This window comes from Pantoea sp. CTOTU46764 (assembly GCF_031974595.1).
Classification (GTDB): Bacteria; Pseudomonadota; Gammaproteobacteria; order Enterobacterales; family Enterobacteriaceae; genus Pantoea; species Pantoea trifolii.
In genome coordinates this window covers 57090-79218 of record NZ_DALYOQ010000004.1, presented here as the reverse complement: position 1 = coordinate 79218, position 22129 = coordinate 57090, and the positions used below count along the sequence as shown (strand labels likewise).

Annotated in this window: 21 protein-coding genes; 3 read left to right on the top strand and 18 right to left on the bottom strand. The window is 58.7% G+C overall.

Annotation, left to right across the window (positions count from 1 at the left end; translation table 11 throughout):
- Positions 1–183: 183 nt before the first annotated feature.
- On the top strand, positions 184–1116 hold the full coding sequence (locus RTM06_RS02865; RefSeq protein WP_154156925.1) for a GlxA family transcriptional regulator: 933 nt from the start codon (positions 184–186) through the stop codon (positions 1114–1116).
- Here RTM06_RS02865 and RTM06_RS02860 read toward each other — a convergent pair.
- The 10 genes from RTM06_RS02860 to RTM06_RS02815 all read right to left on the bottom strand — a co-directional run bounded on the left by RTM06_RS02860 (position 1101) and on the right by RTM06_RS02815 (position 11626).
- Positions 1101–2096 (bottom strand): acyltransferase, encoded by a 996-nt coding sequence (locus RTM06_RS02860; protein ID WP_265301510.1) that lies wholly within the window; start codon positions 2094–2096, stop codon positions 1101–1103. The genes RTM06_RS02865 and RTM06_RS02860 overlap by 16 nt on opposite strands.
- Positions 2097–2258: 162 nt before the next feature.
- Entirely contained in the window at positions 2259–3374 is a 1116-nt protein-coding gene (locus RTM06_RS02855; protein WP_312179821.1) for a mandelate racemase/muconate lactonizing enzyme family protein, read from the bottom strand.
- A 32-nt stretch (positions 3375–3406) separates the two neighbouring features.
- Positions 3407–4168, bottom strand: a complete 762-nt coding sequence (locus tag RTM06_RS02850) for a GntR family transcriptional regulator (RefSeq protein WP_312179819.1) — start codon at positions 4166–4168, stop codon at positions 3407–3409.
- A gap of 14 nt (positions 4169–4182) precedes the next feature.
- Positions 4183–5559, bottom strand: a complete 1377-nt coding sequence (locus RTM06_RS02845) for an amidohydrolase family protein (RefSeq protein WP_312179817.1) — start codon at positions 5557–5559, stop codon at positions 4183–4185.
- Positions 5559–6482, bottom strand: coding sequence for an ABC transporter substrate-binding protein (locus tag RTM06_RS02840; protein ID WP_312179815.1), 924 nt, complete (start codon positions 6480–6482; stop codon positions 5559–5561). The genes RTM06_RS02845 and RTM06_RS02840 overlap by 1 nt, the downstream gene beginning before the upstream one ends.
- 71 nt (positions 6483–6553) lie before the next feature.
- Positions 6554–7597, bottom strand: a complete 1044-nt coding sequence (locus RTM06_RS02835) for an alpha-hydroxy acid oxidase (RefSeq protein WP_312179813.1) — start codon at positions 7595–7597, stop codon at positions 6554–6556.
- Positions 7581–9110 carry an amino acid ABC transporter permease/ATP-binding protein gene (locus RTM06_RS02830; protein WP_258144269.1) on the bottom strand — a complete coding sequence of 510 codons (1530 nt, stop codon included), beginning with the start codon at positions 9108–9110 and terminating at the stop codon, positions 7581–7583. The genes RTM06_RS02835 and RTM06_RS02830 overlap by 17 nt, the downstream gene beginning before the upstream one ends.
- Positions 9111–9165: 55 nt before the next feature.
- Complete coding sequence (locus RTM06_RS02825) at positions 9166–10062, bottom strand: transporter substrate-binding domain-containing protein (RefSeq protein ID WP_312179809.1); 897 nt, start codon at positions 10060–10062, stop codon at positions 9166–9168.
- A 200-nt stretch (positions 10063–10262) separates the two neighbouring features.
- On the bottom strand, positions 10263–11234 hold the full coding sequence (locus tag RTM06_RS02820) for a D-2-hydroxyacid dehydrogenase (RefSeq protein ID WP_312179807.1): 972 nt from the start codon (positions 11232–11234) through the stop codon (positions 10263–10265).
- Positions 11234–11626 (bottom strand): RidA family protein, encoded by a 393-nt coding sequence (locus RTM06_RS02815; protein WP_312179805.1) that lies wholly within the window; start codon positions 11624–11626, stop codon positions 11234–11236. Before RTM06_RS02815 ends, RTM06_RS02820 begins: the two co-directional genes overlap by 1 nt.
- Positions 11627–11973: 347 nt before the next feature.
- Between RTM06_RS02815 and glyQ the strand changes: the two genes are divergently transcribed.
- On the top strand, positions 11974–12885 hold the full coding sequence (gene glyQ, locus RTM06_RS02810) for a glycine--tRNA ligase subunit alpha (RefSeq protein WP_008105242.1): 912 nt from the start codon (positions 11974–11976) through the stop codon (positions 12883–12885).
- Between the two features lie 9 nt (positions 12886–12894).
- Positions 12895–14964, top strand: a complete 2070-nt coding sequence (gene glyS, locus RTM06_RS02805) for a glycine--tRNA ligase subunit beta (protein WP_091004167.1) — start codon at positions 12895–12897, stop codon at positions 14962–14964.
- 67 nt (positions 14965–15031) lie between these two features.
- Here the strand turns inward: glyS and RTM06_RS02800 are convergent, their stop codons facing one another.
- The 8 genes from RTM06_RS02800 to fdxH form a co-directional block, all read right to left on the bottom strand.
- A complete protein-coding gene (locus tag RTM06_RS02800; RefSeq protein ID WP_258144274.1) occupies positions 15032–15319 on the bottom strand; it encodes a type II toxin-antitoxin system RelE/ParE family toxin in 288 nt (95 codons plus the stop codon).
- Positions 15303–15590: a type II toxin-antitoxin system ParD family antitoxin gene (locus RTM06_RS02795; protein WP_154156978.1), complete on the bottom strand. Its 288-nt coding sequence runs from the start codon at positions 15588–15590 to the stop codon at positions 15303–15305. Before RTM06_RS02795 ends, RTM06_RS02800 begins: the two co-directional genes overlap by 17 nt.
- A 111-nt stretch (positions 15591–15701) precedes the next feature.
- Positions 15702–17555: a selenocysteine-specific translation elongation factor gene (gene selB, locus RTM06_RS02790; RefSeq protein ID WP_312179797.1), complete on the bottom strand. Its 1854-nt coding sequence runs from the start codon at positions 17553–17555 to the stop codon at positions 15702–15704.
- On the bottom strand, positions 17552–18931 hold the full coding sequence (gene selA, locus RTM06_RS02785) for an L-seryl-tRNA(Sec) selenium transferase (protein ID WP_312179796.1): 1380 nt from the start codon (positions 18929–18931) through the stop codon (positions 17552–17554). Before selA ends, selB begins: the two co-directional genes overlap by 4 nt.
- Before the next feature lie 8 nt (positions 18932–18939).
- Positions 18940–19551: a glutathione S-transferase gene (locus tag RTM06_RS02780; protein WP_312179794.1), complete on the bottom strand. Its 612-nt coding sequence runs from the start codon at positions 19549–19551 to the stop codon at positions 18940–18942.
- Between the two features lie 104 nt (positions 19552–19655).
- A complete protein-coding gene (fdhE, locus tag RTM06_RS02775; protein WP_312179792.1) occupies positions 19656–20582 on the bottom strand; it encodes a formate dehydrogenase accessory protein FdhE in 927 nt (308 codons plus the stop codon).
- A complete protein-coding gene (gene fdoI, locus RTM06_RS02770) occupies positions 20582–21223 on the bottom strand; it encodes a formate dehydrogenase cytochrome b556 subunit (protein ID WP_008104688.1) in 642 nt (213 codons plus the stop codon). Before fdoI ends, fdhE begins: the two co-directional genes overlap by 1 nt.
- A complete protein-coding gene (gene fdxH, locus RTM06_RS02765; protein WP_312179790.1) occupies positions 21223–22122 on the bottom strand; it encodes a formate dehydrogenase subunit beta in 900 nt (299 codons plus the stop codon). The genes fdoI and fdxH overlap by 1 nt, the downstream gene beginning before the upstream one ends.
- Positions 22123–22129 lie beyond the last annotated feature (7 nt).

The window sequence follows — 22129 nt, the reverse complement described above, 5'->3', positions numbered from 1 at the left end:
TGGGGGTTTTATCGGGTATGATTAGGGTTTTGTGTTGAATGTAGTGGCCTGATTTGCCCTCACCCCAACCCTCTCCCGTAATCGGGAGAGGGAGTCGTTAGCTCGATCGGTGCCCTCTCCCGCTTGCGGGAGAGGGCTAGGGTGAGGGGGAAAAAAACACAGCAAACCCAACCGGAGCCCACCATGCCGCAGTCCGTCTTCTTCCTCGTGCTTCCCGGCGTGATGGCGCTGGATCTCACTGGTCCCGCAGAAACCCTGCAGCTGGCCGACGGCCACTTTACGCTGCATTACATCGGCCCGCAGCCGAGCGTGCTGTGCTCCACCGGCATGACCATCGCTGACATCGCGCCGTTGCCTGCGCAACTGCCGGAAAACAGCCTGCTGGTGGTGCCTGGCGTATATAATTCGCGCGTCTGTTTCGATACCGAACCGGCAGCCATAGCGCGTGACTGGCTGCGCCAGCAGCAAGCAGCGATTACCGATCAGCGCATCACGCTGGTATGCATCTGTTCCGGCGCATTGCTCTCGGCGCAGGCGGGATTGCTGGATGGCATTCAGTGCACCACGCATCACGATGTGTTACCGCGCCTGAAAGCAGCGGCGCCAGCGGCGTTAGTGAAAGATAACCGGGTATTCGTCGAAGATGGCGGCATCTGGACCAGCGCGGGCATTACTGCGGGTATCGATCTGGCGCTGCATTTAATCAATAGATTGTGCGGTGCGCCGCAGGCACTGAAAGTGGCGCGCGAAATGGTGGTGTGGTTCCGCCGCTCCGGCGACGATCCACAGCTGTCGCCGTGGCTGCGCTATCGCAATCATATGCATCCGGCGATTCATCGCGCGCAGGATGTGATGATTGCCCATCCCGAACACGATTGGTCGCTTACTGCCCTGGCCGAGCGGGCGCACGTCAGCGAACGTCACCTTACGCGGCTGTTCCGCCAGCATCTTGGCATCAGCGTGCGCGAGTACCACGAACAGTTGCGCTTAGTGATTGCGCGGCAACGTCAGCAGCAGGGCGAAGCGGCGGAGAAAGCGGCGCTGGCCGCCGGATTCTCCTCGGCACGCCAGCTGCGCCGCGCGCACCAGCGCTGGGACGATCAGCTCACCAGATGACGCTTATCCACGCGCTGTAAGCCCATCGCCAGCAGCAGGCTGCCGATCAGCGTCACGCCCATCACCCACGGCAAATCGAGCCACGGACGCGACATATCGTCGTAGTGATTGGTGCGCAGAAAGTGGATAAACAGCGCGTGAAAGCCGTAGATCGGCAGTGAATAGCGCGAGATAGTGGCTAGTACCGGCAGCGCGCGCTGATTCAGGGTATTTTTGAACAAAATCAACAAGCTGATGGCGGCAATAAATACCAGTGGCCCGCAGTAGAGATACCAGGTATCGTTGAACGCGCCGTTGATTTTCAGCATCTGTTTGGTGCCGAGCGCAATGCCAACCACGCAGGCAACAAAGCCCAATCCCGCCAGCCAGCTGATGCTGCGCTTGTCGGTCTCCATGCAGCCAATCGCGCGTCCGAGCAGCGCATACAGCAGGTAATAGATGCTGTCGCCGCTGACATACAGATTCACCGGCAGCCAGTGGAACGGCCCTAGCGATTGGCTCACGGTATTCGGATTCGCCAGCACCGCCAGCACGATCACCAGCATGGCGACATAGCGCGGCGCCACGCTTTTCACCTGAATCAGCGGGGATAACAGATAGATGCCGATAATGGCGAAGAAGAACCACAGGTGATAGAACACCGGTTTTTGCAGCAGCTTAAGCAGCGATCGCCCTTCATTGATCGGCGTTAGCCAGGTGATATAGACCAGTGCTACCGCGCTGTAGAACAGCAGGCACAGCACGATGCGCAGCAGATGCCGCCCTTGCGCGCTGCGTTCGCCGAAAAACAGATAGCCTGAGATCATAAAGAACAGCGGCACACAGACGCGTGACGCCGAATTAAGCAGGTTCGCCACATCCCAGCTCATGCCTGTCACCGCCATCGGTCCGGTGATATACCAGGTTGTGGTGTGAATGACGATCACCATCAGGCAGGCAACCGCGCGTAAGTTGTCGATCCAGTAAATTTTTTGCTGCATGGCGTCCTCTTGCATTAGCTGCGAAGAAGGGTAGCCAGTGAGCCGAGCGGCAACAACCTTTTGCGCTGTAATTCAGATCACTCTGTTACCAGGTCGCCATAAATGGCGCCCCTACAAAAACAATTCCGATCCGTCGTAGGGTCGCCATTCATGGCGACCTTGCTAATCACGCACCAAAAACTTCTCGATCACCGCTTCGTCGGGTTCAACGCCGAGGCCTGGCTCGCCTGGCAGCCACGCGTAACCGTCGGCGATGCGCACCGGATTCTTCGCCAGCGAGCGGCTGATCTCGCCCGGCTCGACGCAATACTCCATCACCAGCGCATTCTCAATCGCGCACAGGAAATGCAATGATGCGGCGGTATTAATGTCGGTAGTGAAGTTGTGGTTACATACTTTGCGTCCGCGGCTGTGCGCGTAGCTGGCGATCTCCATTGCCTGGGTGAAGCCGGTGCGCGTCAGGTCGATCTGCACGATATCGATGCCGCCTTCATCTATCAGGCGCTGGAAACCCGTTACCGAACACTCTTGCTCACCGGCGGCGATATGCTGCTGGCACGCCGCCGAAACCTGGCCGTAACCGGCGTAGTTATCCGGATGCAGCGGCTCTTCAATCCAGAACAGATTGAGATGTTCATAGCGCTGGCTGCGGCGGATGGTGGTTTTGGCATCCCACACGTGGCCGACATCCAGCATCAAATCCACGTTATCGCCCATCGCTTTGCGCAGCGCCTCGAGATAGCGCAGATCCAGCGCTTCGTCAGTGCCAAACGGCTCCCAGCCAAACTTCACACCGCTATGGCCGGTATCAATCGCGTGTTGGGCGCGCGCGACCGTCTCTTCGACGCTGAACTGGAACATGTTGGAGGAATAAACGCGCATCTTGTCGCGCATCGCGCCGCCCAGCAGTTCAACAATCGGCTTGCCGAGCGCTTTGCCTTTGATATCCCATAACGCGATATCGATGCCCGCCATCGCCTGCAACACCGCGCCGCTGCGGCCGTAATAGATGGTGGCTTTGTGCATCTTCTTCCACAAACGACCGGTTTCCAGCGGGTTTTCGCCAATCAACAGCGATTTCAGGCCGGTGACCATGGTGTGCGAATAGGGTGCTTCGATGATGGCTTTGGTGACATACGGACTGCCATCCACTTCGCCCCAGCCGGTGATGCCGGCATCGGTGGTGATTTTGATCAGCAGCGCATCCTGAGAGCTGTCGGTGCGCTGCGCAATCACTGGCAGGCGCAGGTAAAACGCCTCAACGTTAATGATTTTCATGGTGTTTTCCCTGGTGTAAAGGCAATGCGAAATTAGCCGAGAGCGGAACGGTGCTGGCGGCGTTGGGTAATCAGGGTTTCGTAATCCACGTCCAGCGCCTGAATGCGGATGTGGTTCTCAACCTCGTCGGTCATTTTGGCGATGTCGCCATCGGCAAAGACATTAATTAGCCGCTGGTGCTCCTCGATGATGTCGCTCATCGATTTGCCCATGGTGGAGAGGCCGAAAATCACCGTCAGCTGACGGGCAATCGACTCCCACAAATTACTCAGCACCGGGTTGTGCGCGAAGCTGCACAGCGTGCGGTGGAAATCGGTATCGGCGGAGGCAAAGCCGTAAACGTCATCGTTTTGCATCATCGCCTGCATCTGCGCCACGCCTTGATAGAGCTGATTAAGCTGCTCGGCGCTGTTGCGTCCGGCCTCAATCGCGCGGCGACAGGCCAGCGTCTCCAACGGGATGCGCACATCGATAATCTGCTCCAGCCGCTGATGCGAAATCTCCATCAGGCGAATGCCTTTGTACGGCTCGCTGGTGACGATGCCCTGGCTCTCCAGAATGCGCAGCGCCTCACGAATCGGTACGCGGCTCATGCCGAGTTTGGCCACCAACTCCGGTTCCGCGATACGGTCGCCGGGCAGGATCAGGCCGCGCGAGGCGGCGCTGAGAATGGCATCCACGGCGTGATCGACCAGCGTGCGCGGACGCGCGGTATTCCAGCTGTTATCGGTGGCCGCATCCTGCGCCAGCGGGGCGCTGTTTTTACGACGAGCGGTAGAGGATTTTCCTGCCATGTTATTTGTCCTGTTTAAACCTGTCGGGTCACGAACTGACCGAAGCCAGGCTCAACCTGCATCTGGTCATCCTGGAATACCGTGACGCCACGAATCAATGTGCGCACCACTTTACCCTGACAGCGCATCCCTTCAAATGCGCTCCACTTGCCGAGTCCCTGAAAATTCGCGCCGCTCACCGTCCAGCTTTGGGTAGCGTCGTAGAACACCAAATCGGCGTCGAAGCCGGGCGCAATCGCCCCTTTTTTGCCCCACAGCTGGAAAGCTTTGGCCGGTCCGCTGGCGGTCATGCGCGCAAACTCGCTGAGCGCCACGCCACGTTCACTATGGGCCGCACTGAAGAACATCGGGCTGAGGGTTTCCACGCCGGTTAATCCCATGCCCGCATCCCAGATGCTGGCTTCACCCGCCTGCTTTTGTGCGGGCGTGTACGGACAATGGTCGGAGGCGATCATGTCGATATCGCCACGCAGCAGCACTTGCCACAGCGCATCCACCACCGGACGCGGGCGGATCGGCGGGCCACAGCGCGCGTTGGGGCCGATGCGTACCAGATCGTCTTCGTCGAGCAGTAAATAGTGCGGACAGGTTTCGAAGCTAGCGCGTACGCGGCCTTTGGCGGCGACGATGGTTTCCGCCGCGCGCGCCGAGCTGACGTGCACGATATGGCAGCGCGCGCCGGTCTCTTCGGCAATCGCTAACACGCGTCCCACCGCTTCGATCTCGGCGATTTCCGGCCCCGCCAGCGCATGCGCGCGTGCATCTTTGCGTCCGGCACGACGCTGTTCGCTGCCAGCACCGATCAGAATTTCGTGGTTTTCCGCGTGCACACCAATCAGCCCGTCGAAAGTGGCCAGCTCGCGCATGGCACGCAGCAAACCGTCATCGTCGAGACGCGGCAAACCTTTCTGGTCGGTGGCTTCACCGTTGGGCGCGCCGCTGCACAGGAAAGCTTTGAAGGCCAGCGCACCGGCCTGATCCAGCGCCGCCAGTTCATGTACGTTGCGGCCATCCAGTCCAGCCCACATGGCGTAATCCACCGAGCAGTTGTCTGCCAGCCAGCTTTTCTTTGCGCTGAAGTTAGCCAGCGATGTCGCCGGTGGCAGCGAATGCGGCATCTCGACGATGGTGGTGACGCCGTGCGCCGCTGCACCGCGCGTGCCTTCGCGCAGTTCCTGCTCGGGGAAATCGTGCGAGCCGGTGAAATGGGTATGCACATCAATCGCGCCAGGCACGATGATCAAGCCTTGCGCATCAATCACTTCATCAACGCCGTGCGTGATGGCGCCAGGCGATAATACGCCGCTGATCTTGCCGTTTTCGATCAGTAGATCGGCCAGTTCAGCGCGGGTTTCTGTCACCACCAAACCATTAATAATCAGCTGTTTCATCACTCTGCTCCTGCCTGCGTCACCAGCGCCGTGTACGGCACCAGTTGTGAAGAGTCGAGCCAGCCGATAGCCGTTAACAGCTGGCTGAAATGCGCAAATTCGGCGCGCGGAATCACGCAATCTGGCGCAAACACGCCGGCCTGTTGATAGGCGGCGAGGCCGTGCACCAGCGCATCGCGCGGATAATCGGGGTAAAAAGCCTGCACCTGTTGCGCCAGTTCAGTGGCGTCATGGTTCGCCATCCACGTCAGCGCCTGCGCAATGGCGCGGGAGAAGGCGGCGAAGGCAGCGGCTTTTTCCTGCAGCACATCGGCGCGGGCGATGTAGGCGCTCCAGGGTACGTGGCCGCATAAACTGGCGAGGCTGCTAATGCTGTGGAGTTGTCCGGCGGCGATGGCGGGCGCCAGCATATGCATGGCGTGCAGCGCATAATCGGCTTTGCCATTGGCAACCGCAGCGAAATCCTGCGCCTGGTCGCCGCTACCGGCGATCAGCTCGACATCATGCTGCAAACCGTGACGCGCCAGCAGCCAGCGGAACGTCAGCGTGGCGGTACCGACATTGCCGACATCCAGCACGCGTTTACCGCGCAGATCGCTGAGCTGAAAATCCGGCTGCGCCTGTGCCGCCGCAAGAAACCACGGATTGGCCGCCACCGAGGCGCAGAAACACTGCAGCTCCGCGCCGTGCTGCTGAAAATGCTTCATCACCACCATCGGGCCGCCGAGCGTGAGATCGGCGTCGCGATTCAGCACTGCGGGAACCTGGCCGCCTTGTACCGTGTGTCCGCCCGATTCGCTGGTGGTGAAGATCACATCAACTTGTTCGGCGGCAAACAGGCCAAGGCTCTGCGCCAGATAGTGCGCGCAGTAATAGATGCGGGATTCGCTGGCATCGCCTTGATTGAAAATCAATGTCTGCATTGCCACGTACCTCTTTAAATAGAGTTTTAATGCATTATTCGGTCGCCATGAATGGCGACCCTACGAATCAACTACTGCGGCATTACGGTGATAAAACTGCCGTTCAGTGCCGCCATATCGCTGACGCCGCACCAATGGCTGATCGCGGTGATTTCATTGATCCAGCCGGACAGCAGATCGAATACCGCGCTTTCGCCACCGGCGACTAACGCACTGATGATCGGTCGCACGCTGAGCGACAGCGACGCGCCAAGACAGCGCGCCACCACCGCATCGCTGCCGCAGCGTACGCCGCCATCCAGCAGCAGCGGCAGACGCGTCACCGCCTGCAAATCGGGCAGCTGATCGACCGGCGTGGCCCAGCGCGCGCTCTGACGCAGGCCAATGTTCGAGGCAATCAAACCGCTGACACCGTGCTGCGCGGCCTGCGCCGCATCGTCATGATGCAAAATACCTTTCAGCCACAGCGGAATATGATGATCGGCGCAGTGCGCCGCCACCTCGTCAATGTCCTGCCAGCGCCACACCGGAAAAGCCGGCAGCGGCTCTACGCCCGGCTGCGTGCCGCCGATGGTGTGCCAGCCGCGCTGTTTTAACGCATCACCAATTGAGAAGCCGCCGGGCTGTAATCCGGCCACCGGATGCACCGGTGCCAGCACCGTCAGCACGATATTTTTGAATCCGGCCTGCGCGGCCTGATCGATTATTTCTTTGATGCGGCCAACATCGCCCGCCGCACGCAGTTGCAGCCAGCAGCGATCGTACTCCGCACCAATCTGCTCCAGCGGCGTGACGGTCTCTTCGGAGATCACCAGCGGTAGTTGCAGACGTTTGCAGGCGCGCGCAATCGGCAACACACCTTCTTCATGGAAAATACGGTCACCGGCAAATGCGCCGACGCCAATCGGCGCGGACCAGTTTTGCTGGTGCAGAGAAATCTGCGTGTCGATGCTTTCATTGCCCTGCAGCACGCGCGGTAACAGACGAAAGCGGCGCAGCGCCTGCTGATTGGCATCGGGTTCGTTACCCAGCGCATCGGCCGGTTGGCCCTGCATATAGCGGAACAGCGCCTCGCCAAGGCGTTCGCGTGCCGTGAGTTCAAAGCGCATGGGCATGTTGCGCCTCCACAGCATTTTCATGTTCAAGGAAGGTGGCAAACGCTGGCGTTTGCGGATTTTGCAGAATCGTCGGTGGGCCTTCTTCAATCAGCGCGCCGTTCTGCAGGAACACCACGCGATCGGCCACGCCCGCCGCAAATGCGATGTCGTGGGTGCTGATGATCATGGTGATGCCGGTTTGCGCCAGGCTGCGCATGGTTTGGTTCACTTCGCGCACCAGCTCGGGATCGAGCGCGGAAGTCGGCTCATCAAACAGCAGGATTTGCGGTTCTGCCGCCAGCGCACGCGCAATGCCGACGCGCTGCTTCTGTCCGCCGGAAAGTTCATGCGGCAGCGAGGCGGCGAAATCACCGAGTCCTACCATTTTCAACGCGCGCATTGCTTTGCCGCGCGCGATTTCCGGCTGTGCGCCCTGCACGCGCAGCAGAATGCTCATCACGTTTTCCAGCGCGGTGAGGTGATCGAACAATGCGAAGTGCTGGAACACGATGCCAATGCCTGATTTGGCGCGGTTCAGCGGCAGATGACGCTGCGCCAGCGCGCGACCGTTTTCGTCGCTGCCCATAAAGTGGCCTTCGGTTTGAATAGTGCCGCTGCTGCGTGGCGTCAGCGCCAGAATCGATTTCAGCAGCGTACTTTTGCCCGAACCGGAGCGACCGAGCAGCACCACCACTTCGCCGCGACGTACGGTTAACGACAGCGATTTGAGTACCGCTTTACCGGCGTACTCAACGCACAGCTGATCCACTTCCAGCACCGGCGCGGCGGTTTGCGTATCCCAGCGTCGTTTCGGTAGCTGCATCGGCATCACTTCCGCTTCTGGCGGTAGTTTCGCCAGACGCGCACGTGCCCGACGTGCACGTTCATCAAGGTTGTAGAACTTCTCCAGCCACCACTGACCGCCCGCCAGCAGCGTGGAAAGAATCAGGTAGATGCCGCCCGAGGCGACCAGCACCGGAATAAACAGGAAGTTTTGCGACACAATCGCCTGACCGCGCATCGTCAACTCATTGACGCCCACCACCGAAGCCAGCGAAGTGGATTTCAGCAAGCCCACGGTTTCGTTGCCCATGGTGGGCAGAATGGCGCGCAGCGCCTGCGGAATCACCACGTGAATCATCTCTTTGCTGCGCGAGTAACCGAACGCCTGCGCTGCCATGCTTTGGTCGCGATCGGTCGCCATAATGCCGCCGCGAATGATTTCGGCGCAGAAGGCGGTTTCGTTGATCATCAGGGCGACAAGGGCGCTGGTGAACGGGCTCAAACGCAGACCAAATTCCGGCAGCACGTTGTACAGCAGAATCAGCTGCAGCAGCACCGGCGTGCCGCGCAGCGTATAGATGTAGATTTTCACCGGCACGCGAATAAACCAATGCTTTGAGCTGCTGGCTAACGCCAGGAAAAAGCCAATCAAAATGCCGCCCGCCAGCGCGCCAACCAACAGCTGCACGGCGATGACAGCGCCTTCCCACAAGTAGGGGAAAGTCAGGTACTTAAGAAAATCATCCAAGGCGTTATCCTCCTCAACGCCTCGGTTTCGTCACCGAGGCGGCTGAGTTTATGCATTAACCACGCGCAACCACCGGACGTTCGGCAGCGCTGCCCTGGCCCCAGTAATCCAGCAGTTTTTTCTGTGCGCCGCTCTCCTGAATCACCTTCATCGCGTCCAGCACCGCTGCGCGCAGCGTGGCGTTGTCTTTGGCGATCGGGAAGCCAACCATGATCGGCAGATCCACGGTGAAGCCGCTTTGCAGCGATTTGTCCGCTTTGGCGATGGCAATGGCTGAACCGGCTTCGGTCAGATAAACGTCCGCGCGACCGCTTTTCACCGCCTGAATGCTGTTGTCGGTGTTCTGCACCATCAGCATGCTTACTTCTGGCTTACCAGCGGCGCTGCATTTGGCGCTTTGCTCCGGCACCAGTTTGTTAGCTTCGTACGAACCCGCTGCGGCGGCGACGGTTTTGCCGCACAGATCATCGACGCTGTTGATTTTCTTCGGGTTGCCTTGCGCCAGCACTGAGCCATCCTGCACCTGCATTGAGGCGACAAAGGCGATCTGCTTCATGCGCTCTTCGGTGACGTACAGCATCGGGCCGATATCGGCGCGTCCGCTGGAGATGGAGGTGAGCAGCACGTTGAATGAGCCGCTTTGGTAGCTGTGTTTCGCGCCGAGGCAGCTGCTGATGCGCTCGAACAGTGAAGGATCAAGCCCTTCAATGATGCTGGGATCTTTTTCCGATGGCGCTTCAAAGCCTTTGGTGTAGCCGCCGAGGCCAACCACCAGATCTTTGCCTTTCAGCGAGGGATATTTGGTTTGCAGTGCTTTGCACTGCGCCATCGCCGCGAAGTCGCTAGCGGTAGGCGTGATGGGATCGGTGCTGGCTGCGTGGGCGCTGGAGAGGCCCGCCAGTAAGCTGCAGCTGAGGCCAGAGATTAACAAAGCAGTGCGTGCAAATTTCATAATAAGGTTCCCCTGATGCTGGTGAATGAGAAAGCGATGACCTTGTGATTTATGAACGTCTTTGGTATTTGGGTGCTGCTTGTCCCTCACCCCAGCCCTCTCCCGCAAGCGGGAGAGGGAGCCGATAGTGCGGGCTGGAAATCTATTCATCCCCTCTCCCATTTATGGGAGAGGGTTAGGGTGAGGGGAAAAGCGCACCCTTAATAACCTCGTGCCGGATCAACCTGATTACGCAGCGGTTGCCCGTGGCGGAAACGCGCCAGGTTATCGATAAACACCTCAAGGCATCCGGCGAGGTAGGCGCTGTGATCGTCAAGGCTGCAGTGCGGCGTCATTACCACGCCGGGCGTGTGCCACAGCGGATCGTCTGCCGGTAACGGCTCTTGCGGATAGACATCCAGTACCGCGCCAGCCAGTTCGCCTGCGTTGAGTTTTTCGCGCATCGCGCTGTAATCAAACACATCGGCGCGGCCAACAATCACGATGCCCGCGCGTACGGGCAGCAGATCGAAGCGGCGGCGATCAAACAGGTTGTGGGTTTGTGGCGTCAGCGGCAGCGTCGACACCACCACATCCACCTGCGGCAGCACATCGTCGAGCGCGTCAATGCGGATGCAGTGCGCCACGTTGGCATCACACTGGCCGCTGCGCGTCACGCCAATCACGCGATAGCCTTGCGCCGTTAGCAGTTTTGCCGCTGCAGCGCCAATGCCGCCAACGCCCAACAGCAGCACGATTTTGCCGCGTGCGCAGCCGCCAAAGGTTGGACGCCACACACGCTGCGCCTGATCCTGCAGAAAACCGGGAATGCCGAAGTTGAACATCAGCGCCGCCATCAAAATGAATTCGGCCCCTTTATCGCCGTGCACGCCAGAGGCATTGGTGAGCGTTACGCCCTGCGGCCAGTGCGCCAGCCACTGCTCAACGCCCGCCGACATCACCTGCACCCAACCCAGGCGCGGCGTGCTGAACTGATCGAGTGCCAGCTTGCGGCCGCTCCACAGAATGTCGCAGCGGGCGAGGAAGTCGGCGGTCTGCGCCGCATCGCTGTTTTCGCTCAGCGTGAAGTGGCCGCGCAACGGCGGATGCGCGTCGAGCTGCAGTTGCAGCTGCTCGACGGAGAGATGGAGTGCGCGCGGCGCGCTGGCGTCGTTCTCGATATGAATATGCATCAGCGCATCGCCGTCACTTCCATCTCGACCAGCAGGTCAGGATGGTTGAGTTGAATGCCCACGGTGGCGCGCGCCGGGAAAGGGAACTGGAAGAATTCACTGTAAGCGGCGTTCATCGCGCTGAAGGTGCTGAGATCGGTGAGATAAATGGTGACGCGAACGACGTTGTCGAAGGTCATGTTCGCTTCGCTCAACAGGTCGCCGACGTTTTTCAGCACCTGACGCGTCTGGCTGGCGATGTCGTTGCCCATCATCTCGCCGCTGTAGGGATCAATCGCCACCTGGCCGGAAATAAACAGCATCGGTTCGTGCAGCACGGCGGCAGAGAGCGGCGCAGGACCCATTGGGCGGTCGCTGGCGTTCATTCCGGGATAACTCAACGCAATCTTCATGGTGAAATCTCAGGCAAAACTGTTTCACCGCAATTTCGTATACGATTACACGAGTGCCAATGCGCGTTTTTTAACCATCGGGTCAAAAAGGTGATGTGCGTCACGTAATAGGATTTGCTGATATATCTATCAATATGATGAAATTTAAGGTTTTAATGAGGTTTTTGTTGAGATAAATAGTGACGAATGTGAATCGTATACGATTTTCTTATTGTTCAGTTTTTGCCTGCAAAACCCTGCTGCAATCGCCTGGCCGCTGGCCTGGATTTCCGGCTGCACAATCCGCGGTCAAAGGGTATACTGGCGCACTCTTTTTTTAACCGATCCGTATCGCGTGCGAATTCAACATGCAAAAGTTTGATACCAAGACCTTTCAGGGCCTGATCCTGACCTTGCAGGATTACTGGGCGCGTCAAGGCTGCACCATTGTCCAACCTTTGGACATGGAAGTGGGCGCCGGCACCTCACACCCGATGACTTGTCTGCGTGCCTTAGGCCCAGAGCCGATGGCGACCGCTTACGTGCAGCCATCTCGTCGTCCAACCGATGGACGTTACGGTGAAAACCCGAACCGTTTACAGCACTATTACCAGTTCCAGGTGGTGATTAAGCCCAACCCGGACAACCTTCAGGAGCTGTACCTTGGGTCGCTGAAAGAGCTGGGTATGGATCCCACCATCCACGACATTCGCTTTGTCGAAGACAACTGGGAAAACCCAACGCTCGGCGCGTGGGGACTCGGTTGGGAAGTGTGGCTGAACGGCATGGAAGTGACGCAGTTCACTTACTTCCAGCAGGTTGGCGGCCTGGAGTGTAAGCCGGTCACCGGCGAGATCACCTACGGCTTAGAGCGCCTGGCGATGTACATTCAGGGCGTAGACAGCGTTTACGATCTGGTGTGGAGCGACGGTCCGTTCGGTAAAACCACCTACGGCGAAGTGTTCCATCAGAACGAAGTGGAGCAGTCGACCTACAACTTCGAATACGCTGACGTTGACTTCCTTTTCACCTGCTTCGAGCAGTATGAGAAAGAAGCGCAGCAGCTGCTGGCGCTGGAAAAACCGCTGCCGCTGCCGGCTTACGAGCGCATTCTGAAAGCGGCGCACAGCTTTAACCTGCTGGACGCCCGTAAAGCGATTTCGGTTACCGAACGCCAGCGCTATATCCTGCGTATCCGCACCCTGACGAAAGCCGTGGCGGAAGCCTATTATGCGTCCCGTGAGGCGCTTGGCTTCCCGATGTGCAATAAAAACAAGTAAGAGGCAGCCATGACCGATAAAACTTTCCTGGTGGAAATTGGCACCGAAGAGTTGCCTCCGAAAGCGCTGCGCAGCCTGGCAGAAGCCTTTGCTGCGCACTTCACCGCTGAACTCGATAGCGCCGGTCTGGCGCACGGCGAAGTGAGCTGGTTTGCTGCGCCGCGTCGTCTGGCGCTGAAAGTGGCCCAGTTGGCTGCCGCGCAGCCCGATCGCGAAGTGGAGAAACGTGGCCCGGCTATTGCCGCTGCGTTTGATGCCGATGGCAACGCCACCAAAGCGGCCGAAGGTTGGGCGCGTGGTAACGGCATCACCGTGGCGCAGGCGGAACGTCTGAGCACGGACAAAGGTGAATGGCTGGTGCATCGCGCCGCCATCACCGGCGAAAGCGCGCAGGCGCTGCTGCCAGCGATGGTCGCTACCGCGCTGAGCAAGCTGCCGATTCCTAAGCTGATGCGCTGGGGCGCGAGCGACGTGCAGTTTGTGCGTCCGGTGCACACCGTTACGCTGCTGCTGGGTGATGAGCTGATCCCCGCGAAGATTCTGGGCATTCAGTCCGATCGCGTGATTCGCGGCCATCGCTTTATGGGCGAGCCAGAATTCACCATCGACAACGCCGATCAGTATCCGCAGCTGCTGCTGGAACGCGGCAAAGTGGTGGCGGATTACGCGGCGCGTAAAGCCAAAATCAAAGCAGACGCGGAAGCAGCGGCCCAGAAGATTGGCGGCATCGCCGATCTGAGCGAAAGCCTGCTGGAAGAAGTGACCTCGCTGGTGGAATGGCCGGTGGTATTGACGGCGAAATTCGAAGAGAAGTTCCTCGCGGTGCCGGCTGAAGCGCTGGTTTACACCATGAAAGGTGACCAGAAGTACTTCCCGGTGTACGACGCGGCGGGCAAGCTGCTGCCGAATTTCATCTTCGTCACCAACATCGAATCCAAAGATCCTCAGCAGATTATTTCCGGTAATGAGAAGGTAGTGCGCCCGCGTCTGGCGGATGCCGAGTTCTTCTTCAACACCGACCGCAAAAAGCGTTTGGAAGATAATCTGCCGCGTCTGGAAACCGTCCTGTTCCAGAAAGAGCTGGGTACGCTGCGTGACAAAACCGATCGTATTCAGGCGCTGGCTGGCTGGATTGCCGCGCAGATTGGTGCTGATGTGAATCACGCTACCCGCGCCGGTTTGCTGTCAAAATGTGACCTGATGACTAACATGGTGTTCGAGTTCACCGACACGCAGGGCGTGATGGGCATGCACTACGCGCGCCACGATGGCGAAGCGGAAGATGTGGCTGTGGCGCTGAACGAGCAGTATCAGCCGCGCTTTGCCGGTGACGATCTGCCGTCAAATCCTGTGGCCTGTGCCGTCGCGATTGCCGACAAGATGGATACCCTTGCGGGTATCTTTGGCATCGGTCAGCATCCGAAAGGCGACAAAGATCCGTTCGCACTGCGCCGTGCCGCGCTGGGCGTGCTGCGCATCATCGTTGAGAAAAACCTGCCGCTCGATCTGCAAACGCTGACCGAAGAAGCGGTGCGCCTCTACGGCAGCAAGCTGAGCAACGGCAAAGTGGTCGATGAAGTGATCGACTTTATGCTGGGCCGTTTCCGTACCTGGTATCAGGAAGAGGGCCACAGCGTTGACACCATTCAGGCGGTGCTGGCACGTCGTCCAACCCGTCCGGCTGATTTCGATGCGCGCATGAAGGCGGTTTCGCACTTCCGCACGCTGGAAGCGGCCGCGACATTGGCCGCCGCCAACAAACGTGTGTCCAACATCCTGGCGAAATCGACCGAAACCCTGAATGACAGCGTGCAGGCTTCTCTGCTGAAAGAGAACGAAGAGATCCAACTGGCGACCTTCGTGACCGCGCTGGGCGATAAGCTGCAGCCGTACTTTGCAGAAGGTCGCTATCAGGATGCGCTGGTTGAGCTGGCGCAGCTGCGTGAAGCGGTGGATAACTTCTTCGATAAAGTGATGGTGAACGCTGACGATCAGGCGGTGCGAATTAACCGTCTGACGCTGCTGGCACAGCTGCGTCAGCTGTTCCTGCAGGTGGCGGATATTTCGCTGCTGCAGTAGTTGGCATGGTCGCCATGAATGGCGACCCTACGAAACAAAGGGGACGAGAAATCGTCCCCTTGTTGTTTTAAAGCCAGTGAAGCTGAGGAAAATGAACTAAAGCGTCTTGCGAATGATGCAGCACACGCACAATAAATACCTTTTCAACTTCCGAGCGGTAATAAATGACATGTTCCCGGTGCGGTAGTGCAAATACATTTTTTCCCAACTCTGGGCGCTTACGGCCTAACTCATTTGTGGCCAGCTGACTAAAACGCTGATGCAGCATGAGCACATATTGCTTCGCTTTTTTGCTGCCGAAGTTCCAATAGCCGTAGAACCAGATCGACTCTAAATCTTCATCGGCTTCCTTCATTATCTTGATCATCCTTTTCATCAATGCCTACCCTGGCTCTCATTCTTTTAAGAAAATCGTCAATGTTCCAATCTTCAGCCACGCCGCTATCCAGCCCTTGTTGAATCAGTTTTTTTAGATTCTCCAGCTTTGATTCCGCCTGCTTCTCACGCAGCAAGCGCAGCGAGTCGCGCACCACTTCGCTTTGCGTACGGTAGTCGCCGGACTCAACCAGAGATTCAACAAACTCGCGCAGTTCATCGCCTAAATCGATCGTCATGGTACGTGCCATCATCGCCATCCAATGTAAGAGTATTTCTTACATTCTGGCACTTTTTTGCGCAACTGGGAATGTGCGTTGCAGCGCAGTTACAAGCTGAACTGCGAGGCAACGCGAGAGATTTTATGCAGATGAGATGGGAAACAGGCGTGCGTCGCGCAGCAGATGTTCGTTACCACGGCGGCGGGTGAAGCCGCTGCGGTCGAAGAATTCCAGAATCTGTATCGCCACTTTGCGTCCGGTGCCCAGCTGGTTGCGGAAGTCGGCTGCGCTGGTGCTGCCATCCTGCGCGGCGCGGCTCCGAATCAGATCGGCGAAGATCTGGATCTGGTCGCTGCGATAGTAGCGATCGCGCACGATCGCGGTGATGTGTCCGAGCCGTGCGGCAGTGAGCAGCAGCGATCGAATCGCCTGTTCATCCTGCTGCAGCGCCAGCGCGATATCGCGCACCCACAGCGGCTGGTCGCCAAACAGCGGGCCGACCTGCTGCCAAAGTGCTTCTTCCTGCGGGTTGAAGCGCGGTTCGAAATCGGGCAGATGCAGCCAGCCTTGCCGCTGTTGCAGCTGGCCTTGCGCCAGCAGCTGATCAATCAGCGCTAGCACCCATTCGGCAGGCTGATGCGGCATGGCCACGCGACGCAGACGATCGTGGCCGATGCCCGGCACTTCGGGATGCTGCTGATGAAAATGTGCCAGCGATTCCAGCAGCTTTTGCTGCCAAAGTGCCGCCTGCGCAGCACTCATTAGCGCGTTACCGAGCTGTACCGGCGCTGTGTTGTCAATCAGTGCATCCAGCGCGGGCTCGGTAAGCTGGCGTGCCCATGCCAGATCGCGTAATTCTGTCGGTTGATACGCCAGATGCGCCTGCAGGCTGGCGTCATCATCTTGTGCGGCGGCCAGCTGCTGCAGCCAGGCGAGATACTCCGCCTGACGTTTGCCGCGCTTTTTACTGTTAAGCAGCAGCACGCGCGCGCCGCCCAGCGTGTGCTGTGCATTGCTGTCGCGGATAATCAGCCGATCGTTCTCCGCCAGCCACAGCGGCTCGTTCAGGACTATTTCCGCCACATCATCCGCCAGCAGCGTGATGCGTCCGGTGACGTGGCTGGCGGCGTGGTGGATATGAATCGGCTGCGATGCACTTTTCAGCGGCTGCAGCAAGCGCAGCGCCACGTTTAAGCGCGTGGTGCCTTCCGCTTTTGCCTGTGACAGCAGCCAGTCGCCGCGCGCGATCTGCGCTTTTTCCACATCGCCAACGATATTTAATGCGATACGCTCACCGGCCTGCGCGCGCGTCACCGATTGGTTCTGCGCATGCAGCGCACGCACGCGCAGCGGCTGATTCAGGCTGCTGAGCCAAAGGGTATCACCGACGTTCACTTCACCCGTCAGCGCGGTGCCGGTGACCACCAATCCAGTACCTTTCAGCGTGAAGGCGCGATCGATGGCGAGACGAAAACGGTAACGCGGGTCGAACGCCGGTTGCGCCAGCGTGCTGAGATGCTGGCGCAGCGCGTCGATGCCTTGCTGCGTGTGGCTGCTGGTGACAAATTGCGGTACCGCCAGCCAGCCGAGTTGCTGCGTGAGTTGCGCCACCTGTAGCTGGACTGCCGCGATGCGCGCCTCATCCACGCGATCGGCTTTGGTCAGCGCCACGCTGAGCGGCGGCTGTCCGGCCAAACTCAGCAGCTGCAGATGTTCGCGGGTTTGCGGCATTACGCCATCGTCGCAAGCCACCACCAGCAGCGCATGATGAATACCGCCAATGCCCGCCAGCATATTGGCGAGAAATTTCTCGTGGCCCGGCACATCAATAAAGCCGAGCACGCGCCCGTCCGGCTGCGGCCAGTAGGCGTAGCCGAGATCGATGGTCATGCCGCGCCGTTTCTCTTCGGGCAGGCGATCGGCATCAACGCCGGTTAATGCCTGTAGCAGCGCGGTTTTACCGTGATCGACGTGTCCAGCGGTGGCAATAATCATGGCGCTATGGCCTGAATCAGCGCGCTTTCATCATCAAGGCAGCGTAAATCCAGCCACAGTTTGCCTTCCTGGATGCGGCCAATTACCGGGCGCGCTAAGCTGCGCCAGCGCTGTGACAAGCTGGCAAGCTGGCTGCCGCGACCATCGTGTGGCGTGAAGGTGATGGCGAAACTGGCAATACGCTCAACCGGTAGCGATCCGCTGCCGATTTGCGAAGAACAGGGCGCGATCGCCAACGAAAAATCATTGCTAAAAGTCTTTTCTAATGCCGGCATCAATCGTTCGGCCTGCTGCAGAATATCGTGCGAGGAACGCGTCAGAAGCCGCAGCGTCGGCAGGGCTTCGCGCAGCGTGTCTGGCTGGCGATAAAGTTGCAAGGTGGCTTCCAGCGCTGCGAGCGTCATTTTATCGACGCGCAGTGCGCGTTTCAGCGGATGCGACTGCAGTTGATCAATCAGCGCCTGCTTGCCGACGATAATGCCGGCCTGCGGACCGCCGAGCAGTTTATCGCCGGAGAAGCTCACCAGACTGACGCCCGCAGCGATCAGCTGCTGCGGCATCGGTTCGGCGGGCAGACCAAATTCGGTCATATCGACCAGCGAACCGCTGCCAAGATCGGTGATCACCGGCAGTTGATAAGCGTCACCCAGCTCAACCAATTCCGCTTCTGTTACCGCATGGGTAAAGCCCTGAATCTGATAATTGCTGGTGTGCACCTTCATCAGCAAGCCGCTGTTTTCCGCGATCGCGGCACGATAATCTTTCAGATGCGTGCGGTTGGTGGTGCCGACTTCAACCAGCTTGCAGCCCGCCTGGCGCATCACGTCGGGGATGCGAAAGGCACCGCCAATTTCCACCAGCTCGCCGCGCGAGACAATCACTTCGCGTCCCGGTGCTAAAGCCGCCAGCATCAGTAACACGGCGGCAGCGTTGTTGTTGACGATACAGGCCGCTTCCGCGCCGGTTAATTCGCACAGCAGCGCGCTGACGGCGCGATCGCGATGGCCGCGCGCCGCATCATCCAGCGCATATTCCAGCGTGACCGGCTGACGCAGGCTGTTAACCACCGCATCGATGGCGCGATCGCTCAGCTGCGCGCGGCCGAGATTGGTGTGCAGCACGGTACCGGTGAGATTGAACACCGGACGCAGCGCACTTTGCTGCTGCTGCTGGCTGCGGCGCAGCGCTTCATCGGGCCAGTTCACGTGCCATTCCGGCAAGGTTTGATGCTGCTGAATGTGCTCGCGCGCTTCCTGCTGCATGCTGCGCAGCTGGCGCGTGGCAAAGGCGGTACCGTGATGCGCCAGCAGCGGCTGCAGCGCCGGATCGCGCAGCAGGCTGTCGATAGCAGGTAATTGGCTGTACAGGTTTTTCATCAGGTGACTTAGAGAGTGGGCGGAACAGTGCGGGCAAAGCTTTCGCGCGCAAACAGGTTTTCGGCCAGCTTCACCAGCGCCGGGCGATTCACGCACCAGTTGGGCAGCACGCGGCGGAAATTCAGGTAACCAATCATGCAGCCGGTGGCGATATCGGCCAGATTCAGCGTGCCGCTATTGAGCCATTCGCCCTGTGCGGCGGCGGTTTCCAGCGCATCAAGGCCGCGCTGAATTTTGTCGCGATTGCGCAGCAGCACCTCTTCGGATTGCTGATCGCCGGGTCGCATTTGCTCGCGCACGATCATCACCGCAGCGTCGTTGATGCCGTCGGCGAGTTTTTCCAGCTGACGGATTTGCAGCGCGTGCAGCGCATCATCAGGCAACAGCGCAGGCGCATCGCCGCGCAATTCAATCACCTGCGCGATGATTGAGGAGTCGAACCAGGTGAGCTGATTGTCATCAATCAGCGCCGGCACTTTGCCCAGCGGGTTATACTGCGGGACATCGCTGTCATCGGTCCACGGAGAGTGATTAACGAATTCGAAAACCAGGCCTTTTTCCAACAGAATGACGGATATTTTGCGTACAAAAGGGCTGGTGTAGCTGCCAATCAGTTTCATCGTTCGCCTCCGTGTTGAGCTGCGTGGATTTGTGCGTTCATTGAGAAGGTCGCCATGAATGGCGACCCTACGAGGTTGTTGCGAATTTTCGTCGGGGCGAATCCTTAGTCGCCGGGGAACATAAACGGATTCAGGCTGCTGCGTGCGAATCCTTCCTGCTCCATGCGGGCATCCAGCACCAGCGAAGCGAGGTCATCGGCCACCGGTTCCACCGCCGGATCTTTTTCCTGATACAACATCTTCAGGTAGGTTCCGCAGTCGCCGCAGCTCTCTGCTTTCACCGCCGCTTTTTCGCTGTCCAGCGACCAGTAATGCAGATCGCCGGTTTGCTCGCAGTTGGAGCACTTGCTGCGCACCACATACCATTCGCTTTCACACAGATTGCAGTGCAGATAGCGCAGTCCTTGCTGGCCCACGCTCATGTGCACCACGCTGGTGACCGGCACGCTGGCGCACACCGGACAGAACTGGCGATGCTCACCGTATTCTGCGCGTGCTTTGCCGGGAATCAGTGCTGCCATTTGCGCCCAGTAAATCGACAACGCTGCCCAGATGAACGGCGATTTATCGCTGCTCACCTGCGCGAAATCGCCTTCCAGCAGCGCATGCGCCAGATTTTCCAGCTCGGTAGTGGAGGCTTTTTCCAGATTCTCCAGCACCGCCAGCGCCTGGCCGCTCATCTCCGGCTTCAGCTCGGCGATCAGCGAATGCAGCAGACGTTGCCAGTGCGCATCGCGCGGGTAGGTGTGGATATCAAGCGGCGGTTTGCCCTGCTCGGCGCTCTGCTCCAGCCGCTGTTGCAAATCGATTTGCAGCGGATGGTCATACAGCACGATCTCCTGCGCCTCGGCGATCACCGCAGCAAAGCGCAGGTAATCACCCAGCGGATTCTTCGCGGCCAGGTCGCGCAAACGTGCCGCACGGCGGCTATACAGATTTTTCAGCAGGGGGAAAAGTAACGGCGGAACTTGCTCCGCCGTCAGTTTTGCACCTTTCTCCAGCTGGTCCTGCGGGATGATGCGAATACTCATCAGGGACGTTTTTCCTGTTGTGTTTGGCGTTGGCGCTGCTCGCGATACCAGCGTGGGTGATGTTTCTTCGCCCACGCGGCCGGAACCCAGCCCTCAACCATGGCGGTAATGGTGCCTTTTACCCACAACGCGGCGTAAATGTGCACCATAATCACCATGATCAGCGCCACAGCTGAGACCGAATGCACCACTAGCGCGATGCGAATCAGCGGAATAGTAAAGGCACCGGCAAAGTACGGGCGCCAGATAACAATTCCGCTCACCAGCAGCAAGACTAAGCTGATGATAGCAGCCCAGAACACACACTTCTGCCCGAAGTTGTATTTGCCGGTATCGCCGACCTCTTCGTTTTGCACGATTTTGTGGATGTTTTTCGCCCACACCAGGTCTTCGCGATTGATCAGATTATGTTTCCAATAGCGTAAGAACATGATGATAAAGGCGGCAAACATCACCGTGCCAATAAAGGGATGCAGGATACGCGCCAACTGCGGCGTGCCGAGCACGTGCATCAGCCAGTTAAACGACGGGAAAAAGAAACCCAGCCCGCTTAGCGCGGCGAGCACAAAACAGAACGCCACAATCCAGTGATTGATGCGTTCCGGTGCGCTGTAGCGCACCAGACGATCGCGTTTTTTCATTATTCGCGCTCCTCTTTTTCGTGCAGGTTCTCGTCCTCATTCTCTTCCACGCGGTTCGGCCCTACGCCAACGTAGTGGAACACAGAGGCGGCAAAGGTGGCGGCAAAACCAATCGCTGCCAGCGGTTTCCAGATCCCTTTCCAGAAAGTCACCGCCGGGCTGATGCTCGGGTTAGCCGGCAAACCATGATAGAGCTGCGGTTTGTCGGCGTGGTGCAGCACGTACATCACGTGCGTGCCGCCGACGCCTTCCGGATCGTACAAGCCCGCGTTGGCATAGCCGCGCGTATTCAGCTCGGCCACGCGTTCACCCGCCAGCGCCTGCATATCGCTTTTGCTGCCGAAGTGAATCGCGCCGGTTGGGCAGGTTTTCACGCACGCCGGTTCCTGACCAACATTGACACGATCGACGCACAGCGTGCATTTATACACGCGGTTGTCCTCTTTATTCATACGCGGCACATCGAACGGACAGCCAGCGATGCAGTAGCCGCAGCCAATGCACTGTTCTGACTGAAAATCGACAATGCCGTTGGCGTACTGAATAATCGCGCCTTCAGACGGACACGCCTTCAGGCAGCCGGGATCGGCGCAGTGCATGCAGCCATCCTTGCGGATCAGCCACTCTAACTTGCCGTTCTCCTCCACTTCTGAGAAGCGCATCACCGTCCAGGATTTGGCGGTCAAATCGGCGGGATTGTCGTACACCCCAACGTTATGTCCCACTTCATCGCGGATGTCGTTCCACTCCGAACACGCCACCTGGCAGGCTTTGCAGCCGATGCAGGTGGTCACGTCGATCAGTTTCGCCACTTCCTGCTGATGGTTACGCGCCTGCGGGGCAGGCGTGAGTCCATTGGTGGCGGAGCGGCGGATAATGTCTTGAGATTGATAAGCCATATTCGTT